This window comes from Agromyces albus (assembly GCF_004134825.1).
Lineage (GTDB): Bacteria > Actinomycetota > Actinomycetes > Actinomycetales > Microbacteriaceae > Agromyces > Agromyces albus.
The window spans coordinates 20673-40478 of sequence record NZ_SDPN01000039.1; the positions used below are offsets into that span (position 1 = coordinate 20673).

A 19806-nucleotide genomic window follows, 5' to 3' on the forward strand; every position below is an offset into this window, starting at 1 on the left:
TGGTCGATGCGGCCGACAACCGCCTGTGTCAGTCGGCGGGCGACCACCCGATCGCCGGCGCGATGTGCTCGGCGATCGCCGCGAGCAGCCGCGCGTTGTAGTCGACGCCGAGCTGGTTCGGCACGGTGACGAGCAGGGTGTCGGATGCCGCGACGGCGGCGTCCTGCGCGAGCTCGGCCGCGATCTTGTCGGGCTCGCCGATGTAGCTCTTGCCGAAGCGGGCGAGCCCGCCGTCGAGGTAGCCCACCTGGTCCTGGCTGTCGGATGCCTCGCGCTCGCCGAAGTACATGCGGTCCTCGTCGGTGAGGATCGGCAGGATGCTGCGCGACACCGAGACCCGCGGGGTGCGCTCCCACCCGGCATCCGCCCATGCATCGCGGTAGATCTGGATCTGCTCGGCCTGCAGCTCGTCGAAGGGCACGCCGGTGTCTTCGGTGAGGAGGGTCGAGCTCATGAGGTTCATGCCCTGTTCGGCTGTCCACTTCGCGGTCGCACGCGTGCCGCTGCCCCACCAGATGCGGTCGGGAAGGCCAGGGGATTGCGGCTGGATCGGCAGGAGCCCGGTCGTTCCCGTCATCTGCGGATTGGCCTGCGCCACGCCGGCGCCCGCGATGGCCGCGCGGAACACCTCGGTCTTCGCGCGGGCGATGTCGGCGTCGGTCTCGTCGTCACCCGGCACGTAGCCGAACGTCGCGGAGCCGTTGAGCGCGGTCTCGGGTGAGCCTCGGCTCACGCCGAGCTGCAGCCGGCCCTCGCCGCCGGCGTGCGCGCTGATGAGGTCAGCCGCCGCGGCCTCCTCGGCCATGTAGAGCGGGTTCTCGTAGCGCATGTCGATGACGCCAGTGCCGATCTCGATGCGGCTTGTGCGCGCGCCGATCGCCGCCAGCAGCGGGAACGGGCTCGCGAGCTGCCGGGCGAAGTGGTGCACGCGGAAGAACGCCCCGTCGATGCCGAGCTCCTCGGCCGCAACGGCAAGATCGATCGCCTGCACGAGGGCGTCGCCGCCGGTGCGAGTGCCGGAATGCGGCGACGGATGCCAGTGGCCGAACGAGAGGAACCCGATGCGTTGCTTCACTCCTGATAGAGCGCCCTGAGGCATCCGCCCATTCCCCTCTGCCCGAGAAGCCGCGCGAATACGGCATCTGCCGGATGCCAGGCGGCCGCCTTAGCGAGGAGCTTAGGGGAGTAGGACGACGACGAACCGGAGCCGACATGTTGATCTCAGAACTGAGTTTCCCGCACCTGCAGGCGGAGCGCGAGGCGCGCCTGACGCGCGAGCTCGAGCAGCGTCGCGTCGTGCGTGAACGGCTGGCAGTGTCAGGCCCCCGTGGTCGAGTGGCGCCGCCGAAGGCGACCCTCCCCGGTGGTCGAGTAGCGCCGCCGGAGGCGACGCGTATCGAGGCCACACACAAGGTGATCTCGCGCCGCGCCTCGGCATGGGCGGTCTTCCGTCGAACGCCGCGTCGCCCGAGTGAGGCGACCGGGAAGCCGTCCGAGCACTCGCGCGCGGTCTAGCCTCACCGAGGGTTGCACGCTTGAATGTTAGTCACTAACATTCAAGCGTGTCCCAATCGGAAACCAGGCCCTCCAAGCGCGAACGCACGCTCATGGCGCTCGTCGAGGCCGGGCTCGACCTCTTCGAGCAGCAGGGCTACGAGGCGACCACGGTCGCCGAGATCGCGCGCGCCGCTGGTGTGACCGAGATGACGTTCTTCCGCTACTTCCCCGCGAAGGAGCACCTTCTCCTCGACGATCCGTACGACCCCGAGCTCATCGCTGCCATCGGTGCGCAGCCCATCACCGACCCGCCCTTTCTGCGCGCGGCCCGCGGGATTCGGGCTGCCTGGCGTGCCCTGCCCGAGCCCGAGACGCCGATCATCCGTCGCCGCGTGCGCATCACCGCACAGACGCCGTCGCTCCGAGGGGCGATGTGGCGGTCGACCGGCAACACCGAGCAGGCGATCGTGGCCCGACTCGTGGCCGACGGCACTTCGCCTCACGTCGCGCGAGTCGCCGCGGCATCCGTGCTCGCAGCGCTCGTCGCCGGCCTGTTCACGTGGGCCGAAGACGAGTCGGCCTCGCTCGCCGACGCGATCGAGCGCGCCCTCGACGTGATCGAGGTGGCGTCGTGAGCGCGCCCGCGGCTCGGATCGAGGCGAGCGCGCTCGTGCGCGAGTTCCGCGGCGGGGCGGGTGTTCACGGCCTCGACCTGACGGTCGCGCCGGGGGAGGTGCACGCCATCGTCGGGCTGAACGGCGCGGGAAAGACCACGCTGATGCGTCTCCTGCTCGGGATGCTGCGTCCCGACCGCGGCGACGTGCGCATCGACGGCGTCGACGTGCAGAAGGCTGGCCCTGAGACCTGGCGCAGGGTCGGGCACCTCGTGGACCATCCGTTGGCCTACGCCGAACTCGATGCGCGTGCGAACCTGCGCGCGGCCGCGCGGCTCCATGGCCTCGACCGACAGGAGGCGGCCGCCGCCGTCGACGCGGTCATCGCCGAATTCGACCTGGCCCGCTACGCCGACGTGCGTGCGAGCCGGCTGTCGCTCGGCAACCGCCAGCGCGTGGGGCTCGCCGCCGCGCTGCTGCATGGCCCGCGGCTCATCGTGCTCGACGAGCCCACGAGCGCGCTCGACCCCGCGGGCGTGATCCTGCTCCGCGAATCGCTCCTGCGCCGGGTCGCGGCGGGTGCCGGGGTGCTCGTCTCGAGCCATCACCTCGACGAGGTCGCGCGCATCGCCGACCGCATCACGATCATCAACGACGGGCGCGCCATCGGCACGCTCGACCCTTCAGGCGTCGACCTCGAGCGCGCGTTCTTCGCCGCCGTGCACGCCGACGACCGGGCGAGGAGCGCGGCATGAACGGGATGCTCCACGGATTCGGCGTTGCATTCGCGTTCGAGGCGCGGAAGGCCGTCGCGTCGCGAGTGATGGTGTCGATCACGGTCCTGCTCCTCGCGGGCGTGGCCGCGATCGCGCTCGGAATGCTCCTGGCTGCGGCATCCGGCCAGGAGCAGGTGCTCGCGAAGCTCGGCCCGATCGGCGAACTCGACGGGTGGGCGCGCCTGGTCGGCGTCGTGGTGCAGGTCACCGCCGCCGGTGGGCTGGGTGCGTTCGGCGTGGCGCTGAGCTGGATGTTCGGCCGAGAGTTCGCCGACGGCACGGTCTCCGCGCTCTTCGCCCTTCCCGTCTCGCGCCCCACGATCGCCCTCGCGAAGCTCACGGTCTTCGGCGTCTGGGCGGCCGGCGTCGCCGTGCTGCTCACCGTCGTCGTTGCCGTGCTGGGCTTCGCGATGGGATTCGGAGCGACGGATGCCGCGGGCGTTGTAGAGCTCGCACGGGTGCCCGCGCTCGCCGCGCTCACCGCCCTCATCGCGGTGCCGGCAGCGTGGGCCGCGACGATCGGGCGCGGGCTGCTGCCCGGGATCGGGGCGACCGTCGTCATCATGGTCGTCGCCCAGGTGCTCGCGGTGTCCGAGCTCGGCACGTGGATTCCGATCGTGGCGCCTGCGTTGTGGGCGATCGCACCGGCGTCGGTGCCGACGGCGGCGCTGCTCACGGTGCCGTCGGTGCCGCTCGTCTTCGGGGCGCTGTGCGCGCTCGCGTGGTCGCGGCTGCAGCTCGATTGGTGACGGTCGGTGGTCTCGCTCAGCCGAGCAGCTCCTCGATGCGGTTCGAGGTGGGCATGCGCAAGCCGTCGAGTGCGACGGCGATGACGTCGTCGGCGAGGCGGTCGGCGTCTTCCTTGCCGCCCGGCCGGTACCACTCGACGATCGAGTTGATCATGCCGAAGAGCAGGCGTTCGACGATGCGCGGGTCGATGTCGCTGCGCAGCGACCCCTCGTCGCGCGCCTCGGTGACGAGGGCCATGACCCGGCGGTCGAAGGCGCGGCGTCGCTCGAGCGCGCTCCGTTCGACCTCGGTGTTGCCGCGCACGCGGAGCAGCAGGGTCACGTAGGGGAGCTTGTCGACGAGCACGTGCACGGCACCCCGCAGCACGTGATCGAGGCGATCGGCAGCACGGCCGCGCGCGGCGTCCGCTTCGTCGAGCACGCCCTCGAGACCGCTGAGTGCTTCGTCGAGTGCGCGCTCGAGGATCTCGTCTTTCGACGCGAAGTGGTGGTAGATGGCCGACTTCGAGAGGCCGAGCCGATCGGCGAGCACGCCCATCGACGTCGCGTCGTAGCCGAACTGGTTGAACGCGGCGACGGCGACCTCGAGGATGCCCTGCTGGTCATAGCCGGGGCGGCCTCGTCGAAGTGATCCATTCTCAGACATCGACCTCAGTCTCGCATCCGTGGGCGCCGTTGCTGCGGCGCTTGAGAAGACTATATACTAACTGAACGATCGGTTAGTAATGTCTGATGCCTCGAGCATCGGATGCCACGAAACACTCAGGAGTCGACGATGACGACCGCACCCGCAGACCTCAGCGTGGCCGGTGACCAGCACGGCGACGAGGCCGGGCAGGCGCTGTTCGACGAACTCATCGCCCGGGACTCTCGCATCGAGCCGCGCGACTGGATGCCCGAGGGGTATCGCAAGACGCTGATCCGGCAGATCTCTCAGCACGCGCACTCCGAGATCATCGGAATGCAACCCGAGTCGAACTGGATCACCCGCGCGCCGAGCCTCAAGCGCAAGGCGATCCTCATGGCCAAGGTGCAAGACGAGGCCGGCCATGGGCTCTACCTCTACTCGGCGGCGCAGACGCTCGGCATCACCCGCGAGGAGATGATGGACCAGCTCATCACGGGTCGCGCGCGCTACTCGTCGATCTTCAACTACCTCACGCCGACGTGGGCCGACATGGGAGCGATCGGCTGGCTCGTCGACGGCGCCGCCATCTGCAACCAGGTGCCGCTCTGCCGGTGCTCCTACGGCCCGTACGGGCGGGCGATGGTGCGCATCTGCAAGGAGGAGTCGTTCCACCAACGACAGGGCTTCGAGATCCTGCTCGAGCTCATGCAGGGCACCGAGGAGCAGCGCGAGATGGCACAGGATGCCGTGAACCGCTGGTACTGGCCATCGCTCATGATGTTCGGGCCGCCTGACGACGAGTCGCCGAACTCGGCGCAGTCGATGGCGTGGAACATCAAGCGCTTCTCGAACGACGAACTGCGCCAGCGTTTCGTCGGCATGCTCGTGCCACAGTCCGAGGTGCTCGGCGTCACGCTGCCCGACCCCGCGCTGCGGTGGAACGAGGAGACCGGGCAGTACGACATGAGCGAGATCGACTGGGACGAGTTCAACGAAGTGCTCGCGGGTCGCGGGCCGGCCAACGCCGAGCGCATCCGTCGCCGGCGTGAGGCGCACGACGATGGCGCCTGGGTGCGCGAGGCCGCTGCGGCGTACGCGGCGAAGCAGGCTGCACGGCAGGCGGAGGTCGCGTGATGAGCACCCCCGGCGAACTGGGAACCGAGGCCTGGCCCCTCTGGGAGGTCTTCGTGCGCGCCAACCGCGGCCTCTCGCACGTGCACGTGGGTTCGCTGCACGCACCCGACGCCGACATGGCGGTGCGCAACGCCCGCGACGTGTACACGCGCCGCAACGAGGGCGTGTCGATCTGGGTCGTGCCGGCCGACGCGATCACCACGAGCGACCCCGACGCGAAGGGCGCGTTCTTCGAGAGCCCGGCCGGGAAGAACTACCGTCACGCCGTCTACTACACGAAGAGCGAGGGGGTGAAGCACCTGTGAACGACCCGAAGCCCGGTCCGCCCGGTGGCCGAGCAGCGCCGCCGGAGGATGCGCACGGCGACGTCTCCGTCGACCGGCTCGCGCTCGCCGAAGAGCTCACGGGCGCGGGCGTCTCCGGCGCCGGCGCGACGGCCTCACCGGAGGTCGCGGAGTACGCGCTCCGGCTCGGCGACGATGCCCTCATCCTCGCCCAGCAGCTCGGCATGTGGATCGCGCGTGCGCCCGAACTCGAAGAGGACGTCGCCCTCGGCAACATCGCCCTCGACCTCATCGGCCACGCCCGCTCGTTGCTGCACTACGCCGGCACCGCGTCCGGCCGCAGCGAAGACGACCTCGCCTATTGGCGTGACGAGCCCGAGTGGCGCAACGCCTGGCTCTTCGAGCAGCCGAACGGCGACTTCGCCCACACGATCGCACGGCAGCTCGCGGCATCCGTCTATCTCTTCGAGCTCTACGGCGCGCTCATGGAGTCGACCGACCCGACGCTCGCGGCGATCGCCGCGAAGGCGGTGAAGGAGGTCGACTACCACCGCGACCACGCGACCCAGTGGGTGCTGCGGCTCGCGGGCGGCACCGAGGAGTCTCGCCGGCGCATGGCCGTGGCGCTCAACGACACCTGGCCGTATGTCGACGAGCTGTTCCACGACGACGAGCTCGTCGCGCGACTCAGCGACGCGGGCACCGCCGTGCTGCCGTCGAGCCTGCGTGGGCCCTTCCAGGAGATCATCAGCGCGGTGCTCGTCGAGGCCGAGCTCGAGCTGCCCACGGGCCGCACCGCCTTCACGGCATCGGGCGGCGGTCGCGAGGGTCGCCACACCGAGCACCTCGGTCCCCTGCTCGCCGAGATGCAGGTGCTCGCCCGCGCACACCCGGGGGCATCATGGTGACCGCGACGACGCCCATGCAGGTCGAGGCCCGGCCCGTTCCCACCGACCCCGCCGCGCGCCGCGCGTGGAACGTCGCGGCGACCGTCACCGACCCCGAGGTCCCGGTGCTGACGATCGAAGACCTCGGAGTACTCCGCTCGGTCGAGCTCGACGACGCCGGCCGCGTGCGCGTGCAGCTGACCCCCACGTACAGCGGATGCCCCGCGCTCGACGCCATGCGCGACGACGTGCTGCTCGCGCTCACGCATGCCGGCTACGCCGACGTGCGCGTCGACGTCGTGCTCTCCCCCGCGTGGACGACCGACTGGATGAGCGAGGCCGGCAAGGAGAAGCTGCGCCGCTATGGCATCCAGGCGCCGAGCGGGCGCGCCGCCGCGCGCGGCACTGGTCCGGTTCGCGTGCAGCTCGCGGTGAAGTGCCCGCGGTGCGATTCGCTCAACACGCGGGAGCTCGCGCGCTTCGGCTCGACGTCGTGCAAGGCGCTCTACGAGTGCCGCGACTGCCTCGAGCCCTTCGACTACTTCAAGGTGCTCTGATGGCGGCGCGCAACCTGGGCGGCTCCGGTGGTCGAGTAGCGACGCCGGAGGCGACGCGTATCGAGGCCACCTCTGGTTTCGATACGGCTGCTTCGCGGCCTACTCAACCGCCGGGAGTCCGGGATGGCGCGGTGGCATCCGCCTTCCTGCAGAGCACCGTCGGCGGCGAACATGTGGCCAAGCGCCACCGCGCGCGCTTCCATCCGCTCGAGGTCGCCGAGGTGCGACGCCTCACCGACGACGCCGTCGAGGTGACCTTCGACGTGCCCGACGAACTCGCCGACGACTACACCTACCTGCCCGGCCAGTACGTTGCCCTGCGCAAGGACTTCGACGGGCACGAGTTGCGGCGCAGCTACTCCATCTGCCGACCGCCCGAGCGCGGGAGCATCTCCGTGGCGATCAAGCGCGACCTCGGCGGCCAGTTCTCCACGTGGGCGAACTCCGAACTGAAGGCGGGCGACACGCTCGACGTCATGAGTCCGCAGGGCACGTTCACCTCGACGCTCGATGCGCTCGACGGCAAGCACATTGTCGGGATCGCCGCGGGCAGTGGCATCACCCCGCTCATGGCGCTCGCGCACACGGTGCTCGCGCGCTCCGAGACATCCGAGTTCGAGCTCGTCTACACGAACCGCTCGACGCTCGACGTGATGTTCCTCGAGGAGCTCGCCGAGCTGAAGGACCGCTACCCCGCACGACTCGCGCTGCACCACGTGCTGTCGCGTGAGCAGCGCACGGCACCGCTGCTCTCCGGACGCATCGACGCCGAGAAGCTGCGGACGATGCTCGACGTGCTGATCCGGCCCGAGACCGTCGACGAGTGGTTCCTCTGCGGTCCGTTCGAGCTCGTGCAGCTCGCGCGCGACACGCTCGAGGCGGCCGGAGTCGCGACGAAGCACGTGCGGTACGAGTTGTTCACGACCGACGCCGACCGCGTCGAGCCGCGGCACGGACGGCCCGTCGTCGTCGAGCGCGGCGAGGCCACCGTGGCGATCGAGTTCACGCTCGACGGGCAGTCGTCGACCGTCGAGAGCCCGGTGAGCGCGAACGAGTCGATCCTCAACGCGGCGCTTCGGGTGCGGCCCGACGTGCCGTTCGCGTGCGCGGGCGGCGTGTGCGGCACATGCCGGGCCAGGCTCGTCGAGGGCAGCGTGAACATGACCGAGAACTACGCCCTCGAGCCCGACGAGCTCGAGCGCGGCTACGTGCTCACGTGCCAGTCGCACCCGAAGTCCGAGCGCGTCGTCGTCGACTACGACGTGTGATGTGTGCTCACCGGCCCGCCGCATCCCGCGAACGCGTCATCTTGCGACGGAATCGGCATTCCGGCGGGCATCCTTGTCGGAATATGGCGCGCTCATGGAGTGCTTGAGAACTGGAGGATCGACGATGATCGAACTGAGCGTGGCCGGCCGCGTCGCCGAGATCGTGCTGAACGCACCCGAGAAGCTCAACGCGCTCGGCCCGGCCGCGATCGCCGAGCTCTCCGAGGCATATGCAGAGGCCGAGCGGATGGCGCACGCCGGCGACGTGCGGGCGCTCGTGCTCCGCGGCGAGGGCCGGGCCTTCTGCGCCGGCCGCGACATCTCGGGCGTCGACCCCCGCGACGACGACGTGCTCGGCTACCTCGGCGGGCTCGTCACCCCGCTGTTGCAGCGCATGAGCACCTTTCCGGCGCCCACGTTCGCCGTCGCGCACGGCGCGTGCCTCGGCGTCGGGCTCGGGCTGCTCATCGCGAGCGACATCGTCTACGTCGCCGACACCGCGAAGATCGGCTCGCCGTTCGCGAACCTCGGTGCGACGCTCGACTCAGGCGGCCACGCCCTCTTCGTCGAGCGCCTCGGCGTGCACAAGACGATGGACCTCATCGTCACCGGGCGGCTCATGTCGGGCACCGAGGCCGTCGCGTCGGGCCTCTTCTCCCAGGTGTTCCCAGCCGACGAGGTGACGGATGCCACCCGCACGGCGGCCCGCGCTGCGGCATCCGGGGCCACCCAGGCCTTCCTCGCCTCGAAGCGGCTCGTCGCCGCGCTCCGCGACGAGCGCCTCGGACTCTGGCAGTCGATGGACCAGGAAAACCGGGCCCAGGCCGCACTCTGCGACACCGACGACTATCGCGAGGGCTTCGCCGCCTTCCAGTCGAAGCGCAAGCCGGAGTTCACCGGTCGGGGCTGACGGCGATCGGCGCGAGGTCGGTTCGCGGCAACACGCCGGCTGACGGGTCAGCGGCGCTTCGTCAGAACCCACGTCATCGCGGTAGCGGCGAGGAGCACGACGGTCACGAAGAGGGCCACGAAACCGACGCCTTTGCCGACCGGCCAGGCGCCGTTGATGAGGAAGACACCGGCGACCGTCCCGGCCGCGGTCGAGAGGGCTGCCAGCACGACGGACACCCAAGCTCCCCGAATCGGGCCGTCGTCGTCCACATGGCCACAGTAGCCCCGCGGTGCGGGAGCTTGGAGACCCCAACTCGCCGGCGGCTTTCCCGATGCTCATGTGAGCTCAGCCTCATGTGAGGCGGAACTCACATGAGCAGGAGAGAGACACTCGGCCGATTGCTCACGCCGCGGGATCCTGGTCGTGCTCGGCGATGTCGCGGCCGAGGTCGTCGGCGATGAGGAGGTCGCGGCGCACGTGGTCGCTGCGGTAGGCCGCGCGCCCGAGCATGTGCGCCGTCATCGGCTGCGTGAGCAGCTGGAAGGTCATGATGAGCACGACGGTGGTCAGCACGCCCCACGTCGGCACCTGCAGCACGACGGCGAGCAGCACGGTCGCGAGTCCGAGCACTTGCGGCTTCGTCGCAGCATGCAGCCGAGTGAGAACGTCGGGGAACCGCACGACGCCGATCCCGGCGGCCATCGAGAGGAACGCGCTCACGAGGACGAGCACGCCCACGGCGATCTCGGCCGCGGTCATGAGGCATCCTGCTTCGCCATGAAACGGGCGATGGCGATCGAGCCGACGATGGCGAACATCGAGAGGATGAGCAGCACGACGAGCGTGTCGGTGTGCCGGTTGATCGCCATCTCGGCGCCGAGACCGCAGATCGCGATCGCGAGGAGCACGTCGGTGGCGAGCGCTCGGTCGAGGATCGACGGGCCGCGGATGATGCGAGACATCGCCGCGATCGCGCCGATGCCGAACATGACTCCCGCGAGGATGCTCACGAAGGCGAGGAACGTCATGAGCGTCCTCCTTCAGGTGGTCGGTCGGATGTGGCCAGTGGCCGGTCGGATGCAGGGGGCTCGCCCCGTGTGCGACGAGCACGACGATCACGACGAGCGGCCCGCACGGATGCCGCCTGTTCACGCGTGCCGATCGCGAGCACGATGCGCTCCTCCGTGCCGAGCACCTCGCGATGGGTGCGCTCGAGGTCGGCCTCGGTGCGCGTGCCGATCGCGTGCAGGTAGAGGAGCCCGCGCTCGCGGTCGATGTCGACGACGACGGTGCCCGGCACGACCGTGATCGCCTCGGCGGTGAGCGTCGTGACGAGGTCTGAACGGGTGAGCAGCTGCACGGCGATGATGGAGTTCATCGGCGTCCAGCGCGGGTTCACGGCGAGGAGGGCGACTTGCACCGAGGCGACGACGACGTCGAACATCATGCGCAGCCCGAGCAGCAGTGCCCGCCACGGGTTGAACCGGCCGCTGAGGAGCACGGGCGGCAGGTAGAGCACGCGCGTCACGGCGATCGCGAGCAGGATCCCGGTGACGATCGTGAGCACGTCGATGTGGTCCCAGAGGAACATCCACAGGGCGACGAGCGCGACGAGCAGGGGCAGCTGTCGCCACACCGAACGCCAGGGCGAGAACACCGGCTCGACTCCCGTCAACGGATGCCTCCCGGGAACACGAGCGAGACGTAGACACCTGGATCCGTCAGGCTCTCCGCGGCGCGGCTCGCGAGATCGAAGAGCGGACCGGCGAAGACCGTGAGGCACACGGTCACGACGACGAGCGCGGTGGTCGCGACGACCATGAGCACGGGCGTCGTGCGGGACGCGGTGACGGTGTCGCCGCCGGGAGCCTCCTGCACCGAGCCGAGGAGCACCGACTCGTAGCCCTCGAGCTCGCCGCGTCCGCGCCAGAACGCCATGTTCCAGAAGCGGGTCAGGGCGTAGAGCGTGATGAGCGAGGTGATCGCGCCCGCCGCGATGACGGCCCAGACGAGCCATGCGGTGCCGGCGGCATCCGTGTTCGCGGAATCGGCGCCCGCGAGGAACAGGCCGGTCTTGCCGAGGAAGCCCGAGAACGGCGGGATGCCGCCGAGGTTCAGCGCCGGAATGAAGAACAGCACGCCGAGCAGCGGCGATGCCTTGAGCAGCCCGGCGAGCCGGTTGATCGACGTCGCCCCGCCGAACCGCTCGATGAGTCCGGTGGTGAGGAAGAGGGTCGTCTGCACGGTGATGTGGTGCACCACGTAGTAGATCGTCGCCGCGAAGCCGAGCACTCCGCCCAGGGCGATGCCGAAGATCATGTAGCCGATGTGGCTCACGAGCGTGAACGACAGGAGTCGCTTGATGTCGGCCTGGGTGAGGGCGCCGAGGATGCCGATGAGCATCGTGAGCCCGCCGATCACCATGAGCAGCACGGTCACGTCGTTCTCGGAGAAGATCACCGTCTCGGTGCGGATGATCGCGTAGACGCCGACCTTCGTGAGCAGGCCGGCGAAGACGGCGGTGACCGGGGCGGGCGCCGTGGGGTACGAGTCGGGCAGCCAGAACGACAGCGGGAACACCGCGGCCTTGATGCCGAACGCCATGAGGAGCAGCAGGTGCAGGATGAGCTGCACGCTCTCGGGCAGCTCGGCGATGCGCACCGAGAGCTGGGCGATGTTGGCGGTTCCCGTGGCGCCGTAGATGAGGGCGATCGCGCTGAGGAAGAAGAGCGAGGAGACGAGGCTCACCACGATGTAGGTGACGCCCGCGCGGATGCGCTCGCCCGTGCCGCCGAGCGTGAGCAGCACGTAGCTGGCCGCCAGCAGGATCTCGAACCCGACGAACAGGTTGAAGAGATCGCCCGCGATGAAGGCGTTGAAGACGCCCGCCGACAGCACCAGGTAGCTCGGGTGGAAGATCGACACGGGCGTCTCGCGGTGGCGGTCTGCCACACCCTGCCCCACGGCGTACACGAGCACCACGAGCAGCACGATCGCCGAGATCACGAGCATGATCGACGAGAGCCGGTCGACGACGAGCACGATGCCGAACGGCGCCTCCCACCCGCCGACCGCCACGGCGACGGGGCCACTCGTGTCGACCGCGACGAGGAGCACGGCTGCGATCACCACGACCGACGCGAGCACGGTGATGCCCACTGCCATCTGGGCACGTCGACGCCGCCCGAGGATGAGCGCCGCCGCCGCCCCGAGGAGGGGCAGCAGCACCACGAGCGGCACGAGCGCGGCGATCATCGGGGCACCTCCTCGTCGCTCGCGTCGAGGAGCTCCTGGATGGCCGCGTCATCGGCCGCGGAGCTGCGGATGAGGTCGGCCGCCTCCTCGGCATCCTCGAGGTCTTCCGCCTCGTCGTCGACGAGGTCGCCCTTCTCGCCGAGCTGCGCGAGCCACCACGAGCGGTAGACGAGCGCGAGCATGAACGCGGTGATGCCGAGGTTGATGACGATCGAGGTGAGCACGAACACCTGCGGGAGCGGGTCGGAGATCTCGTCGGGGTCGAGGCCCTCGCCGAGGATCGGGGCCGTGCCGGGTGCGCCGCTCATGAGGTAGATGAGGATGTTCACGGCGTTGCCGACGAGGAGGAATCCGATGAGCACGCGGGTGAGGCTGCGTTCGAGCATGATCGAGATGCCCGCGCCGAAGAGCACGGCCATGAGCACGACGAGCGTGAGTGACGCGGTCATGTGCGGGTCTCCCCGGCTCGGCCTGCTCCCGTGAGCGGCGTCTCCAGTTCAGCGTCGACGTGTTCGGGGCGTTCGGCGATCTCGGGGCCCTCGCCCTGCTCGAGGTCGTCGACGTCGCCATCCAGCTCGCCGGTCTCGTCGCCCGCCTGTTCCTCCTGGCGGTCGACCTCGCCGCCGAGCGCGCGAAGGATGTCGAGCACGAGACCCACGACGACGAGGTACACGCCGAGGTCGAAGAGCGTCGAGGTGCCGATCGAGAGGGTGCCGAGCACGGGGACGTCGGTCTCGAACCACGCGGACTCGAGCGGAGCGCCACCGAAGAGCAGCGGCGCCGCCGCGGTGCCGGCCGCGAGCAGCAGCCCCGTGCCGAGCAGGCGGCCCGCGTCGACGGGTGCGGCCTCGCCGAGCTCGTAGCGCCCGCCCGCGAGGTATCGCGCGACGAGCGCGAGACCCGCGAGGAGTCCGCCCGCGAAGCCGCCGCCCGGTGCGTTGTGGCCCGCGAAGAGCAGGAACACCGACACGACGATCGCGGGGTGGAAGAGCAGCCGCACGAGCACCTCGATGAGGATCGAGCGGTTGCGGGGCGAGAGGGTGCGACCGGCGAGGAGCCACGTCTGCCGGGTGCCCGCGGCGTCGGCAGCGGCATCCGTCTCGCCCTCGGTGTTCGCGAGGCTCGTGCGCGGGGCACGAATGCTCGACGCGGGTTCGGGCACGGGGCGGAGCCGCTCGCGCCGGTCGACGGGCTCGACGTCGTCGCCGAGGTCTTCGAGCCTCGGGGCGCCGCCGGTGCGTCCTGACACGAAGATGAGGCTCGCGACGCCCGTGGCCACGGCGACGAGCACGGAGATCTCGCCGAGCGTGTCCCAGGCCCGGATGTCGACGAGCATGACGTTCACGATGTTCTTGCCGTGGGCCTCGAGTGCTAGCGCGGGCAAGCCGTCGGCGATCGTCGGCTGGATGCGGGCGCCGATCGCGACGAGTCCGATGACGGCCATCACGACGCCCGCGAGCGCGCCGATGATGCCGCGCGCGAGCTTGTGCACCGGCGGGTTGCGCTGCGCGATCCGCTGCGGGAGGCGGCGCAGCACGAGCACGAACACCACGACCACGACGGTCTCGACGAGGGCCTGGGTGAGGGCGAGGTCGGGAGCGCCCGACATGCCGAAGAGCAGCACGAGTCCGTAGCCCGTGACGCCCACGAGCAGCACGGCGGTGAGGCGCTGTCGCACCGTGGCCGCGGCGATGCCCGCGACCGCCATCACGAGTGCCAGGAACGGCTGCGCCGGATAGTCCCACAGGCGCACGCCGTCGGGCCAGGTCGTGTTCATGACGGATGCCACGCCGAGCCCGCCGATGAACACCGCGACGATGATGGCGAGGTATCCGGGGAGCCCGCGGTGCTGGATCGCGGTCGTGACCGCCGCGGCGAGCCGGTCGACGACCGACACGACGCCGAGGTAGCCGCGCGCCGAGTCGAGCACGGGCGTGATCGAGGCCTGCAGGCGGGCGACCCGCTGGCGCCCCCACACGAGCAGGGCGCCGAACGTGAACACGGCGGCCGAGACGGCGAGCGCGGGCGCGAGCCCGTGCCACAGCGCGAGGTGGAACTCGTGCGGCCCGGGGAGCTCGTCGGCGTACGCGGCGAGCAGCGGCTCGACGAGCGGCACCGCGAACGCGAACACGAGGCTCGCCGCGGCGAGGAGGCCCGGTGCCGCGATGATCGCCCGGCCCTCGCCGTGCAGGGGAGTGGGCGCGGCATCCGCCTTCGTGGCGAATGCGCCCCAGACGAACCGAACGGTGTACGCGACGGTGAGCACCGAGCCGAGCACGGCGCCGACGAGCGCGATCCATGCCCACTGGTCGCCCTGCGCGACGGCGTCGAGGAATGCCGCGAACACGGCCTCCTTCGCCACGAATCCGAAGAGCGGCGGCACGCCCGCCATCGACGCGGCGGCGACGATCGCGATCACGGTGATCACCGGCATCCGTCGCCCGAGGCCCGAGAGCTTGCGCCAGTCGCGGGTGCCGGCGGCGTGGTCGACGATGCCGACGACGAGGAAGAGCGCGGCCTTGAACAGGGCGTGGGCGACCAGCAGGGCGACGCCCGCGAGCGCTGCGTCGCGCGTGCCGAAGCCCGTGACGAGCACGAGGAATCCGAGCTGGCTCACCGTGCCGTAGGCGAGCAGCAGCTTGAGGTCGTACTGGCGCAGCGCCCGCCAGCCGCCGACGAGCATCGTGAGCACCCCGAGCGTGATGACGATCGGATGCCACACCGTGAGGTCGGCATAGCCGGGCGCGAGCCGCGCCACGAGGTAGACGCCGGCCTTCACCATCGCGGCGGCGTGCAGGTAGGCCGAGACCGGCGTCGGCGCCGCCATCGCCGCGGGCAGCCAGAAGTGGAACGGCACGAGCGCGCTCTTCGAGATCGCGCCGACGAGCACGAGGGCGATGCCCCACGCGCCCGCGACCCCGTCGACGGGGTTCGCGACGAGCTCGCTGAGCGAGCTCGTGCCGCCCGCCGCGACGAGCAGCACGAGGCCCACGAGCATCGCGAGCCCGCCGAGGGTCGTGACGGTGAGCGCCTGCAGCGCGGCGCCGCGGCTCTCCTTCCGCCCTGTGTAGTGGCCGATGAGCAGGTAGGAGAGCACGCTCGTGGCTTCCCAGAACGTGAACAGGATGAACACGTCGTCGGCGGTGACGAGGCCGAACATCACGCCGGCGAACGCGAGCAGCAACGCCGCGAACCGGCCGAGCGCCGGTTCGTCGTCGGCGAAGTAGTGCATGCAGTAGAGCAGCACGAGCGCGCCGATGCCCGTGACGATGAGCGCGAGCAGCAGCGCGAGGGCGTCGACGCGGAAGCTCAGGGCGATGTCGAGCGCCGGGATCCACGGCACGGACTCGACGACGGGCTCGCCCGCGAGCACACCCGGGAGCCACGTGAGCAGCAGCACGAACACGGCGGCCGGCAGCAGCGCGAGGATCGCGAAGACCCGGCGGCCCATGAGCCTCGTGAGCAGCGGCGTCAGGACCGCCACGACGGCGAAGGCTCCGAGGCAGGCGATCATTCACCCTCCCCGCGCTCGCAACCGTCCGACCAGTTTAGCGAAGCGTGTTTTCGCGCCCCGGGCCGGGCAAGATGGATCCATGCCGATCCTCATCTCTGCAGACGAACTCGCCGCACGACTCTCGTCGGGTGAACGTACCGTGGTGCTCGACGTGCGCTGGACGCTCGCCCAACCCGACGGGAGCGAGGCGTTCCGCGCCGGGCACGTCCCGGGCGCCGTCTACGTCGACCTCGATCGCGAGCTCGCCGACCACGACGTGCAGGGTGCGGGGCGGCATCCGCTGCCCGGCGAAGCTGGGCTCACCGCGGCGATGCGGCGCTGGGGGCTTCGCGACGGCGACACGGTCGTGGTCACCGACGACCTCGGCAACCAGTCCGCCGCTCGTGCGTGGTGGCTGCTGAAGCACGCGGGCGTGGCCGACGTGCGGATGCTCGACGGCGCGCTCGCGGGATGGCGCGCAGCGGGGCATCCGCTCGAGACCGGCGAGACCACGCCCGAGTCGGGCGACGCCACCGCGCACTTCGGCTCGATGCCCGTCGTCGACATCGACGGGGCAGCCGGCATTCCGGCCGAGGGTGTGCTGCTCGACTCGCGCGCTGCAGAGCGGTATCGGGGCGAGGTCGAGCCGATCGACCCGCGCGCCGGACACATCCCGGGCGCAGTGTCGGCGCCCACCGCGGCCAATCTCGACGCCGACGGCCGATTCCGCACGCCCGAGGAGTTGCGCGAACGCTTCGCCGCGCTCGGCGTGCACGGCGACGCTCCGGTCGCCGCCTACTGCGGCTCGGGCGTCACGGCGGCGCACCAAGTCGCGGCCCTCGCGATCGCCGGCATCGACGCAGCACTCTTCCCGGGCTCGTGGAGCCAGTGGTCGAACGACTGGGCGCGGCCCGTCGCGACGGGAGCCGAGGCCGGCCTGACCGTGAAGTAGCTACTCGGCCGCCGGCGGGGGAGACGGGCGGCGGCCCACCGCGATGAGGGTCGTGACGTCGACGGTCTGCACGTCGCGCTCCTCGAGGCCCGCGAGGTAGCGCTCGCGTACGCCCGCCACGGCCTCGTCATCGAGGTCGCCGAGCGCGAGGCGAAGGCCCGTGCCCTCGACGAGCCCCCATGCGAGCTCGGGCGTGAGGTCGAGATGGCGCCGCACCGCCTCGGCCCGCACCTGCACGAGCCCGAGCCCCGTGAGCCAATGCGCGAGGTTTCCAGGCGTGCTTGCGATGTCGATCGCCGGCGAGCGCAGGTCGCCGAGCTCGGATGCCGCGCCCTCGGGCAATGCCGATGTCAGCACCTCGGCGAGCGGCTCCATCGCGCCGGCCGCCCACACCGTGATCGCGACCCGCCCTCCCGGCCGTGCGCGCTCGATGAGGTGGCGGGTTCCCGCGTCGAGGTCGTCGAAGAACAGGATGCCGAGCACGCACTGCACGAGGTCGTACCCGGTGGTCTCCCAGGTGGCGACGTCGGCGACGTGGAAGCGCAGCTGCGGCATCCGCTCGCCCACTCGCTCCCGGGCGAGCTCGATGAGCCCCTCGGCGAAGTCGACCGCATCGACGAGGCCACCGGTGCCCACGAGCTCGGCGGTCGGCACCGCGGATGCCCCGTCACCGCAGCACGCGTCGAGCACAAGCTCACCGAACTGCGGGTGCGACCGCAACACGGCGGCGGTGGAGATCGGATTCCAGAGCGCGTCGTCGATCTCCGCGAAGGAGGCCGCCGCAGCGGCGAAGCCTTCCGCGAAATCGGGCACCCCTGTTGTCTCCCCCATGTGCCCATTGTGTCCCTGATCGGCCGAGAATCGGGGATTCAGGCAATCGAAAGCCAGGAACGTGCAGACTGGGGAGACGTGTCTCCCGATCGAAACGAGATCTCCCCCTATGAATCGTGTCCTGCGCCGCGCCGCGCCCGTCGCGCTCGCCGCCACCGCAGCCCTCTTCCTCGCCGGTTGTGCCGGCAGCCCCGAGCCTGAGCCGACCGAAACGCCAGATGCCACCGCCGAGTGCATGGAGGTCTCGTCGGGCGAGCTGAGCGACGGCGTCACGGTCGAGGGCGCATTCGCCGAGGCGCCGACCGCGACGTTCACGACGCCGCTCGAGGCGGAGTCGCTCGAGCGATCGGTCGCTATCGAGGGCGACGGCGACGAGACCGCGCCCGGCGACCCGATCAACGCGGTCATCAGCGCGTTCTCGGGCACGACGGGTGAGCGCGTCTTCTCGCAGCCCACCACCATCACCGTGGGCGACTCCAAGCTCTTCGACGCGTTCCTCTCGGGCATCGACTGCGTGCCGGTCGGCTCGCGCACCGTGACGGTGGCGCCGGCCTCGACGCTCTACGGCGACGAGGGCAACGAGTCGATCGGCATCGCCGGTGGCGAGACGATCGTCATCGTCGTCGACGTCGTCGAGGTGCAGGAGCCGCTCAAGCCCGGCGAGTGGACCGAGAACCCGCCCGAGGTGAAGTTCGGCGCCGAGGGTGAAGCGCCCACGGTCACGCTGCCCGACTCGGCTCCGCCCACTGCGCTCCTGCTGAAGGTGCTCGAAGAGGGCGACGGCGACACGGTCGGCACCGGCGACAACGTGACCGTGCAGTACCAGGGCACGAGCTGGGAGACCGGTGAGATCTTCGACCAGAGCTACGGCGGCGAGCCGGCGACGTTCCCGACCGACGGCGTCATCCAGGGCTTCGGTGCCGCGCTCGTCGGCCAGAAGGTCGGCACGAAGCTCATCGTGACCATCCCGCCGGAGTACGGCTATGGAACGGATGCCGCTGCGCACGAGCTCGGCGCGCAGACGCTCGTGTTCCTCGTCGAGATCGAGGGCACCGCGCCGGCCGAGTAGCCCGCACGCGAGCAGTGAAGGGCCGGGTGGCGTTCGCCGCCCGGCCCTTTCACGCGCCGAGGCCCGACGCCCACCACGCGAGCGCCGCACTCGCCACGAGGAAGCACGCGACGAAGACGGTGTCGCGAACGCGCCAGGGCATGCGGTGCCGTTCGGTGCGGGTCGGGTGTGCGCCGAACGCGCGGGCGTCCATCGCGAGGGCGACGCGCTCGGCATGCCGGATGGCGCTCGCGAGCAGGGGCACGGCGTAGCCGATCGCGCGCCAGAGGGCCGCGATGGGGCCGCGCCCGGCATCCGTTCCGCGCACCCGGTGTGCCGCCCTGATGACCTCGAGCTCGTGGCCGAAGCGCGGCGCGAAGCGGTACGACGCCAGCACGGTGTAGCCGATGCGGTACGGCACGCGCAGGTTCTGCACCATGGCGCGCACGAGGTCGGGCCCGGTCGTCGTGAACCCGGCGGCGAGCGCCAGCAGGGCGATGCTCGCGAATCGCAGCGCGGTGGCGAGACCGAGCAGGTAGGCGGCGAGCGTGAACCGCAGGTCGCCGAGCTCGAGGAGCACGACGCCGGCGCCTGGGTCGTCGGCGCCGATGCGGCCCGGGTCGATCCAGATGCCGAAGCTCACGCCGACGACGAGCGTCACGACCGGGATCGCCACGAGCACGAGCAGCAGGGCCCCGCGAGACAGCCGCGCGCCGATGAGGAGCAGCGCGATCGCGAAGATCGCGAACGCGAGCGGCACCGGGATGCCCCGCGAGAAGGCGATGAGCACCATCACGGGCACCGGCGCGAGCACCTTCGCGAGCGGATTGAGGTGGTGCAGGAACCGCCACGCGGGTGCCGGTGCCGCCGGGGCGAAGGGGTCGAGCCGGCCGCCGGATGCCGCCGCGGCACCGGGAGCCGCGGGCGAGCCGCCCGTCGAC

The 19806-nt window shown here is 70.7% G+C and carries 23 protein-coding genes; 12 read left to right on the forward strand and 11 right to left on the reverse strand.

Translation table 11 applies throughout. The annotated features are described in order from the left end of the window. Positions 1–28: 28 nt before the first annotated feature. Positions 29–1075, reverse strand: a complete 1047-nt coding sequence (locus ESP51_RS16270) for an LLM class flavin-dependent oxidoreductase (RefSeq protein ID WP_241843215.1) — start codon at positions 1073–1075, stop codon at positions 29–31. 137 nt (positions 1076–1212) lie between these two features. Between ESP51_RS16270 and ESP51_RS16275 the strand changes: the two genes are divergently transcribed. The 4 genes from ESP51_RS16275 to ESP51_RS16290 are packed head-to-tail and all read left to right on the forward strand — an operon-like array spanning position 1213 to position 3636. Then, entirely contained in the window at positions 1213–1515 is a 303-nt protein-coding gene (locus tag ESP51_RS16275; RefSeq protein ID WP_129521948.1) for a hypothetical protein, read from the forward strand. Positions 1516–1562: 47 nt separating this feature from the next. Then, entirely contained in the window at positions 1563–2132 is a 570-nt protein-coding gene (locus ESP51_RS16280) for a TetR family transcriptional regulator (protein WP_241843216.1), read from the forward strand. Further along, complete coding sequence (locus tag ESP51_RS16285; protein ID WP_129521949.1) at positions 2129–2866, forward strand: ABC transporter ATP-binding protein; 738 nt, start codon at positions 2129–2131, stop codon at positions 2864–2866. Before ESP51_RS16280 ends, ESP51_RS16285 begins: the two co-directional genes overlap by 4 nt. Continuing rightward, positions 2863–3636 (forward strand): ABC transporter permease, encoded by a 774-nt coding sequence (locus tag ESP51_RS16290; protein ID WP_206737332.1) that lies wholly within the window; start codon positions 2863–2865, stop codon positions 3634–3636. The genes ESP51_RS16285 and ESP51_RS16290 overlap by 4 nt, the downstream gene beginning before the upstream one ends. Before the next feature lie 16 nt (positions 3637–3652). On the opposite strand, the gene ESP51_RS16295 is transcribed toward ESP51_RS16290, so the two are convergent. After that, complete coding sequence (locus tag ESP51_RS16295; RefSeq protein WP_129521950.1) at positions 3653–4282, reverse strand: TetR/AcrR family transcriptional regulator; 630 nt, start codon at positions 4280–4282, stop codon at positions 3653–3655. Between the two features lie 129 nt (positions 4283–4411). On the opposite strand from ESP51_RS16295, the gene paaA reads away from it, so the two are divergent. The 6 genes from paaA to ESP51_RS16325 all read left to right on the forward strand — a co-directional run bounded on the left by paaA (position 4412) and on the right by ESP51_RS16325 (position 9304). Beyond that, on the forward strand, positions 4412–5398 hold the full coding sequence (paaA, locus tag ESP51_RS16300; protein WP_129521951.1) for a 1,2-phenylacetyl-CoA epoxidase subunit PaaA: 987 nt from the start codon (positions 4412–4414) through the stop codon (positions 5396–5398). Then, the gene (gene paaB / locus ESP51_RS16305; RefSeq protein WP_129521968.1) at positions 5398–5703 is read left to right on the forward strand and encodes a 1,2-phenylacetyl-CoA epoxidase subunit PaaB; all 306 of its coding nucleotides are present in this window, start codon (positions 5398–5400) and stop codon (positions 5701–5703) included. The genes paaA and paaB overlap by 1 nt, the downstream gene beginning before the upstream one ends. Continuing rightward, positions 5700–6590: a 1,2-phenylacetyl-CoA epoxidase subunit PaaC gene (gene paaC, locus ESP51_RS16310; RefSeq protein ID WP_129521952.1), complete on the forward strand. Its 891-nt coding sequence runs from the start codon at positions 5700–5702 to the stop codon at positions 6588–6590. Before paaB ends, paaC begins: the two co-directional genes overlap by 4 nt. Before the next feature lie 14 nt (positions 6591–6604). Further along, positions 6605–7126 (forward strand): 1,2-phenylacetyl-CoA epoxidase subunit PaaD, encoded by a 522-nt coding sequence (paaD, locus tag ESP51_RS16315; protein ID WP_129521969.1) that lies wholly within the window; start codon positions 6605–6607, stop codon positions 7124–7126. 131 nt (positions 7127–7257) lie between these two features. Continuing rightward, the gene (gene paaE / locus ESP51_RS16320; RefSeq protein WP_241843217.1) at positions 7258–8394 is read left to right on the forward strand and encodes a 1,2-phenylacetyl-CoA epoxidase subunit PaaE; all 1137 of its coding nucleotides are present in this window, start codon (positions 7258–7260) and stop codon (positions 8392–8394) included. Positions 8395–8518: 124 nt separating this feature from the next. Beyond that, on the forward strand, positions 8519–9304 hold the full coding sequence (locus ESP51_RS16325) for an enoyl-CoA hydratase/isomerase family protein (RefSeq protein ID WP_129521954.1): 786 nt from the start codon (positions 8519–8521) through the stop codon (positions 9302–9304). 47 nt (positions 9305–9351) lie between these two features. Here ESP51_RS16325 and ESP51_RS20690 read toward each other — a convergent pair whose 3' ends face one another. The 7 genes from ESP51_RS20690 to ESP51_RS16355 all read right to left on the reverse strand — a co-directional run bounded on the left by ESP51_RS20690 (position 9352) and on the right by ESP51_RS16355 (position 16055). Beyond that, positions 9352–9522 carry a hypothetical protein gene (locus tag ESP51_RS20690; RefSeq protein WP_164990562.1) on the reverse strand — a complete coding sequence of 57 codons (171 nt, stop codon included), beginning with the start codon at positions 9520–9522 and terminating at the stop codon, positions 9352–9354. A gap of 166 nt (positions 9523–9688) precedes the next feature. Further along, the gene (gene mnhG, locus ESP51_RS16330; RefSeq protein WP_129521955.1) at positions 9689–10045 is read right to left on the reverse strand and encodes a monovalent cation/H(+) antiporter subunit G; all 357 of its coding nucleotides are present in this window, start codon (positions 10043–10045) and stop codon (positions 9689–9691) included. Next, positions 10042–10314: an MrpF/PhaF family protein gene (locus ESP51_RS16335; protein WP_129521956.1), complete on the reverse strand. Its 273-nt coding sequence runs from the start codon at positions 10312–10314 to the stop codon at positions 10042–10044. The genes mnhG and ESP51_RS16335 overlap by 4 nt, the downstream gene beginning before the upstream one ends. Then, positions 10311–10961: a Na+/H+ antiporter subunit E gene (locus ESP51_RS16340; RefSeq protein WP_164990563.1), complete on the reverse strand. Its 651-nt coding sequence runs from the start codon at positions 10959–10961 to the stop codon at positions 10311–10313. The genes ESP51_RS16335 and ESP51_RS16340 overlap by 4 nt, the downstream gene beginning before the upstream one ends. After that, positions 10958–12541: a Na+/H+ antiporter subunit D gene (locus ESP51_RS16345; protein ID WP_241843218.1), complete on the reverse strand. Its 1584-nt coding sequence runs from the start codon at positions 12539–12541 to the stop codon at positions 10958–10960. The genes ESP51_RS16340 and ESP51_RS16345 overlap by 4 nt, the downstream gene beginning before the upstream one ends. Then, positions 12538–12990: an NADH-quinone oxidoreductase subunit K gene (locus tag ESP51_RS16350; protein WP_129521958.1), complete on the reverse strand. Its 453-nt coding sequence runs from the start codon at positions 12988–12990 to the stop codon at positions 12538–12540. Before ESP51_RS16350 ends, ESP51_RS16345 begins: the two co-directional genes overlap by 4 nt. Then, positions 12987–16055: a Na+/H+ antiporter subunit A gene (locus ESP51_RS16355; RefSeq protein ID WP_129521959.1), complete on the reverse strand. Its 3069-nt coding sequence runs from the start codon at positions 16053–16055 to the stop codon at positions 12987–12989. The genes ESP51_RS16350 and ESP51_RS16355 overlap by 4 nt, the downstream gene beginning before the upstream one ends. Positions 16056–16134: 79 nt before the next feature. Between ESP51_RS16355 and ESP51_RS16360 the strand changes: the two genes are divergently transcribed. Continuing rightward, positions 16135–16986, forward strand: coding sequence for a sulfurtransferase (locus tag ESP51_RS16360; RefSeq protein ID WP_129521960.1), 852 nt, complete (start codon positions 16135–16137; stop codon positions 16984–16986). Here ESP51_RS16360 and ESP51_RS20695 read toward each other — a convergent pair whose 3' ends face one another. Further along, positions 16987–17817 carry a class I SAM-dependent methyltransferase gene (locus ESP51_RS20695; RefSeq protein ID WP_164990564.1) on the reverse strand — a complete coding sequence of 277 codons (831 nt, stop codon included), beginning with the start codon at positions 17815–17817 and terminating at the stop codon, positions 16987–16989. A gap of 109 nt (positions 17818–17926) precedes the next feature. Here ESP51_RS20695 and ESP51_RS16370 point away from each other — a divergent pair, with 109 nt between their 5' ends. Further along, complete coding sequence (locus ESP51_RS16370; RefSeq protein WP_129521961.1) at positions 17927–18886, forward strand: FKBP-type peptidyl-prolyl cis-trans isomerase; 960 nt, start codon at positions 17927–17929, stop codon at positions 18884–18886. Between the two features lie 49 nt (positions 18887–18935). On the opposite strand, the gene ESP51_RS16375 is transcribed toward ESP51_RS16370, so the two are convergent. Then, complete coding sequence (locus tag ESP51_RS16375) at positions 18936–19706, reverse strand: energy-coupling factor transporter transmembrane component T (RefSeq protein ID WP_129521972.1); 771 nt, start codon at positions 19704–19706, stop codon at positions 18936–18938. Between the last annotated feature and the right edge of the window lie 100 nt (positions 19707–19806).

Bases quoted from the DNA above. Each gene is read 5' to 3' on its own strand.
- ESP51_RS16275 (WP_129521948.1), top strand. From the start codon at position 1,213: ATGTTGATCTCAGAACTGAGTTTCCCGCACCTGCAGGCGGAGCGCGAG.
- ESP51_RS16290 (WP_206737332.1), top strand. From the start codon at position 2,863: ATGAACGGGATGCTCCACGGATTCGGCGTTGCATTCGCGTTCGAGGCG.
- ESP51_RS16295 (WP_129521950.1), bottom strand. From the start codon at position 4,282: ATGTCTGAGAATGGATCACTTCGACGAGGCCGCCCCGGCTATGACCAG.
- paaA (WP_129521951.1), top strand. From the start codon at position 4,412: ATGACGACCGCACCCGCAGACCTCAGCGTGGCCGGTGACCAGCACGGC.
- paaB (WP_129521968.1), top strand. From the start codon at position 5,398: ATGAGCACCCCCGGCGAACTGGGAACCGAGGCCTGGCCCCTCTGGGAG.
- paaD (WP_129521969.1), top strand. From the start codon at position 6,605: ATGCAGGTCGAGGCCCGGCCCGTTCCCACCGACCCCGCCGCGCGCCGC.
- ESP51_RS16325 (WP_129521954.1), top strand. From the start codon at position 8,519: ATGATCGAACTGAGCGTGGCCGGCCGCGTCGCCGAGATCGTGCTGAAC.
- mnhG (WP_129521955.1), bottom strand. From the start codon at position 10,045: ATGACCGCGGCCGAGATCGCCGTGGGCGTGCTCGTCCTCGTGAGCGCG.
- ESP51_RS16335 (WP_129521956.1), bottom strand. From the start codon at position 10,314: ATGACGTTCCTCGCCTTCGTGAGCATCCTCGCGGGAGTCATGTTCGGC.
- ESP51_RS16345 (WP_241843218.1), bottom strand. From the start codon at position 12,541: ATGATCGCCGCGCTCGTGCCGCTCGTGGTGCTGCTGCCCCTCCTCGGG.
- ESP51_RS16350 (WP_129521958.1), bottom strand. From the start codon at position 12,990: ATGACCGCGTCACTCACGCTCGTCGTGCTCATGGCCGTGCTCTTCGGC.
- ESP51_RS16355 (WP_129521959.1), bottom strand. From the start codon at position 16,055: ATGATCGCCTGCCTCGGAGCCTTCGCCGTCGTGGCGGTCCTGACGCCG.
- ESP51_RS16360 (WP_129521960.1), top strand. From the start codon at position 16,135: ATGCCGATCCTCATCTCTGCAGACGAACTCGCCGCACGACTCTCGTCG.
- ESP51_RS20695 (WP_164990564.1), bottom strand. From the start codon at position 17,817: ATGGGGGAGACAACAGGGGTGCCCGATTTCGCGGAAGGCTTCGCCGCT.
- ESP51_RS16370 (WP_129521961.1), top strand. From the start codon at position 17,927: ATGAATCGTGTCCTGCGCCGCGCCGCGCCCGTCGCGCTCGCCGCCACC.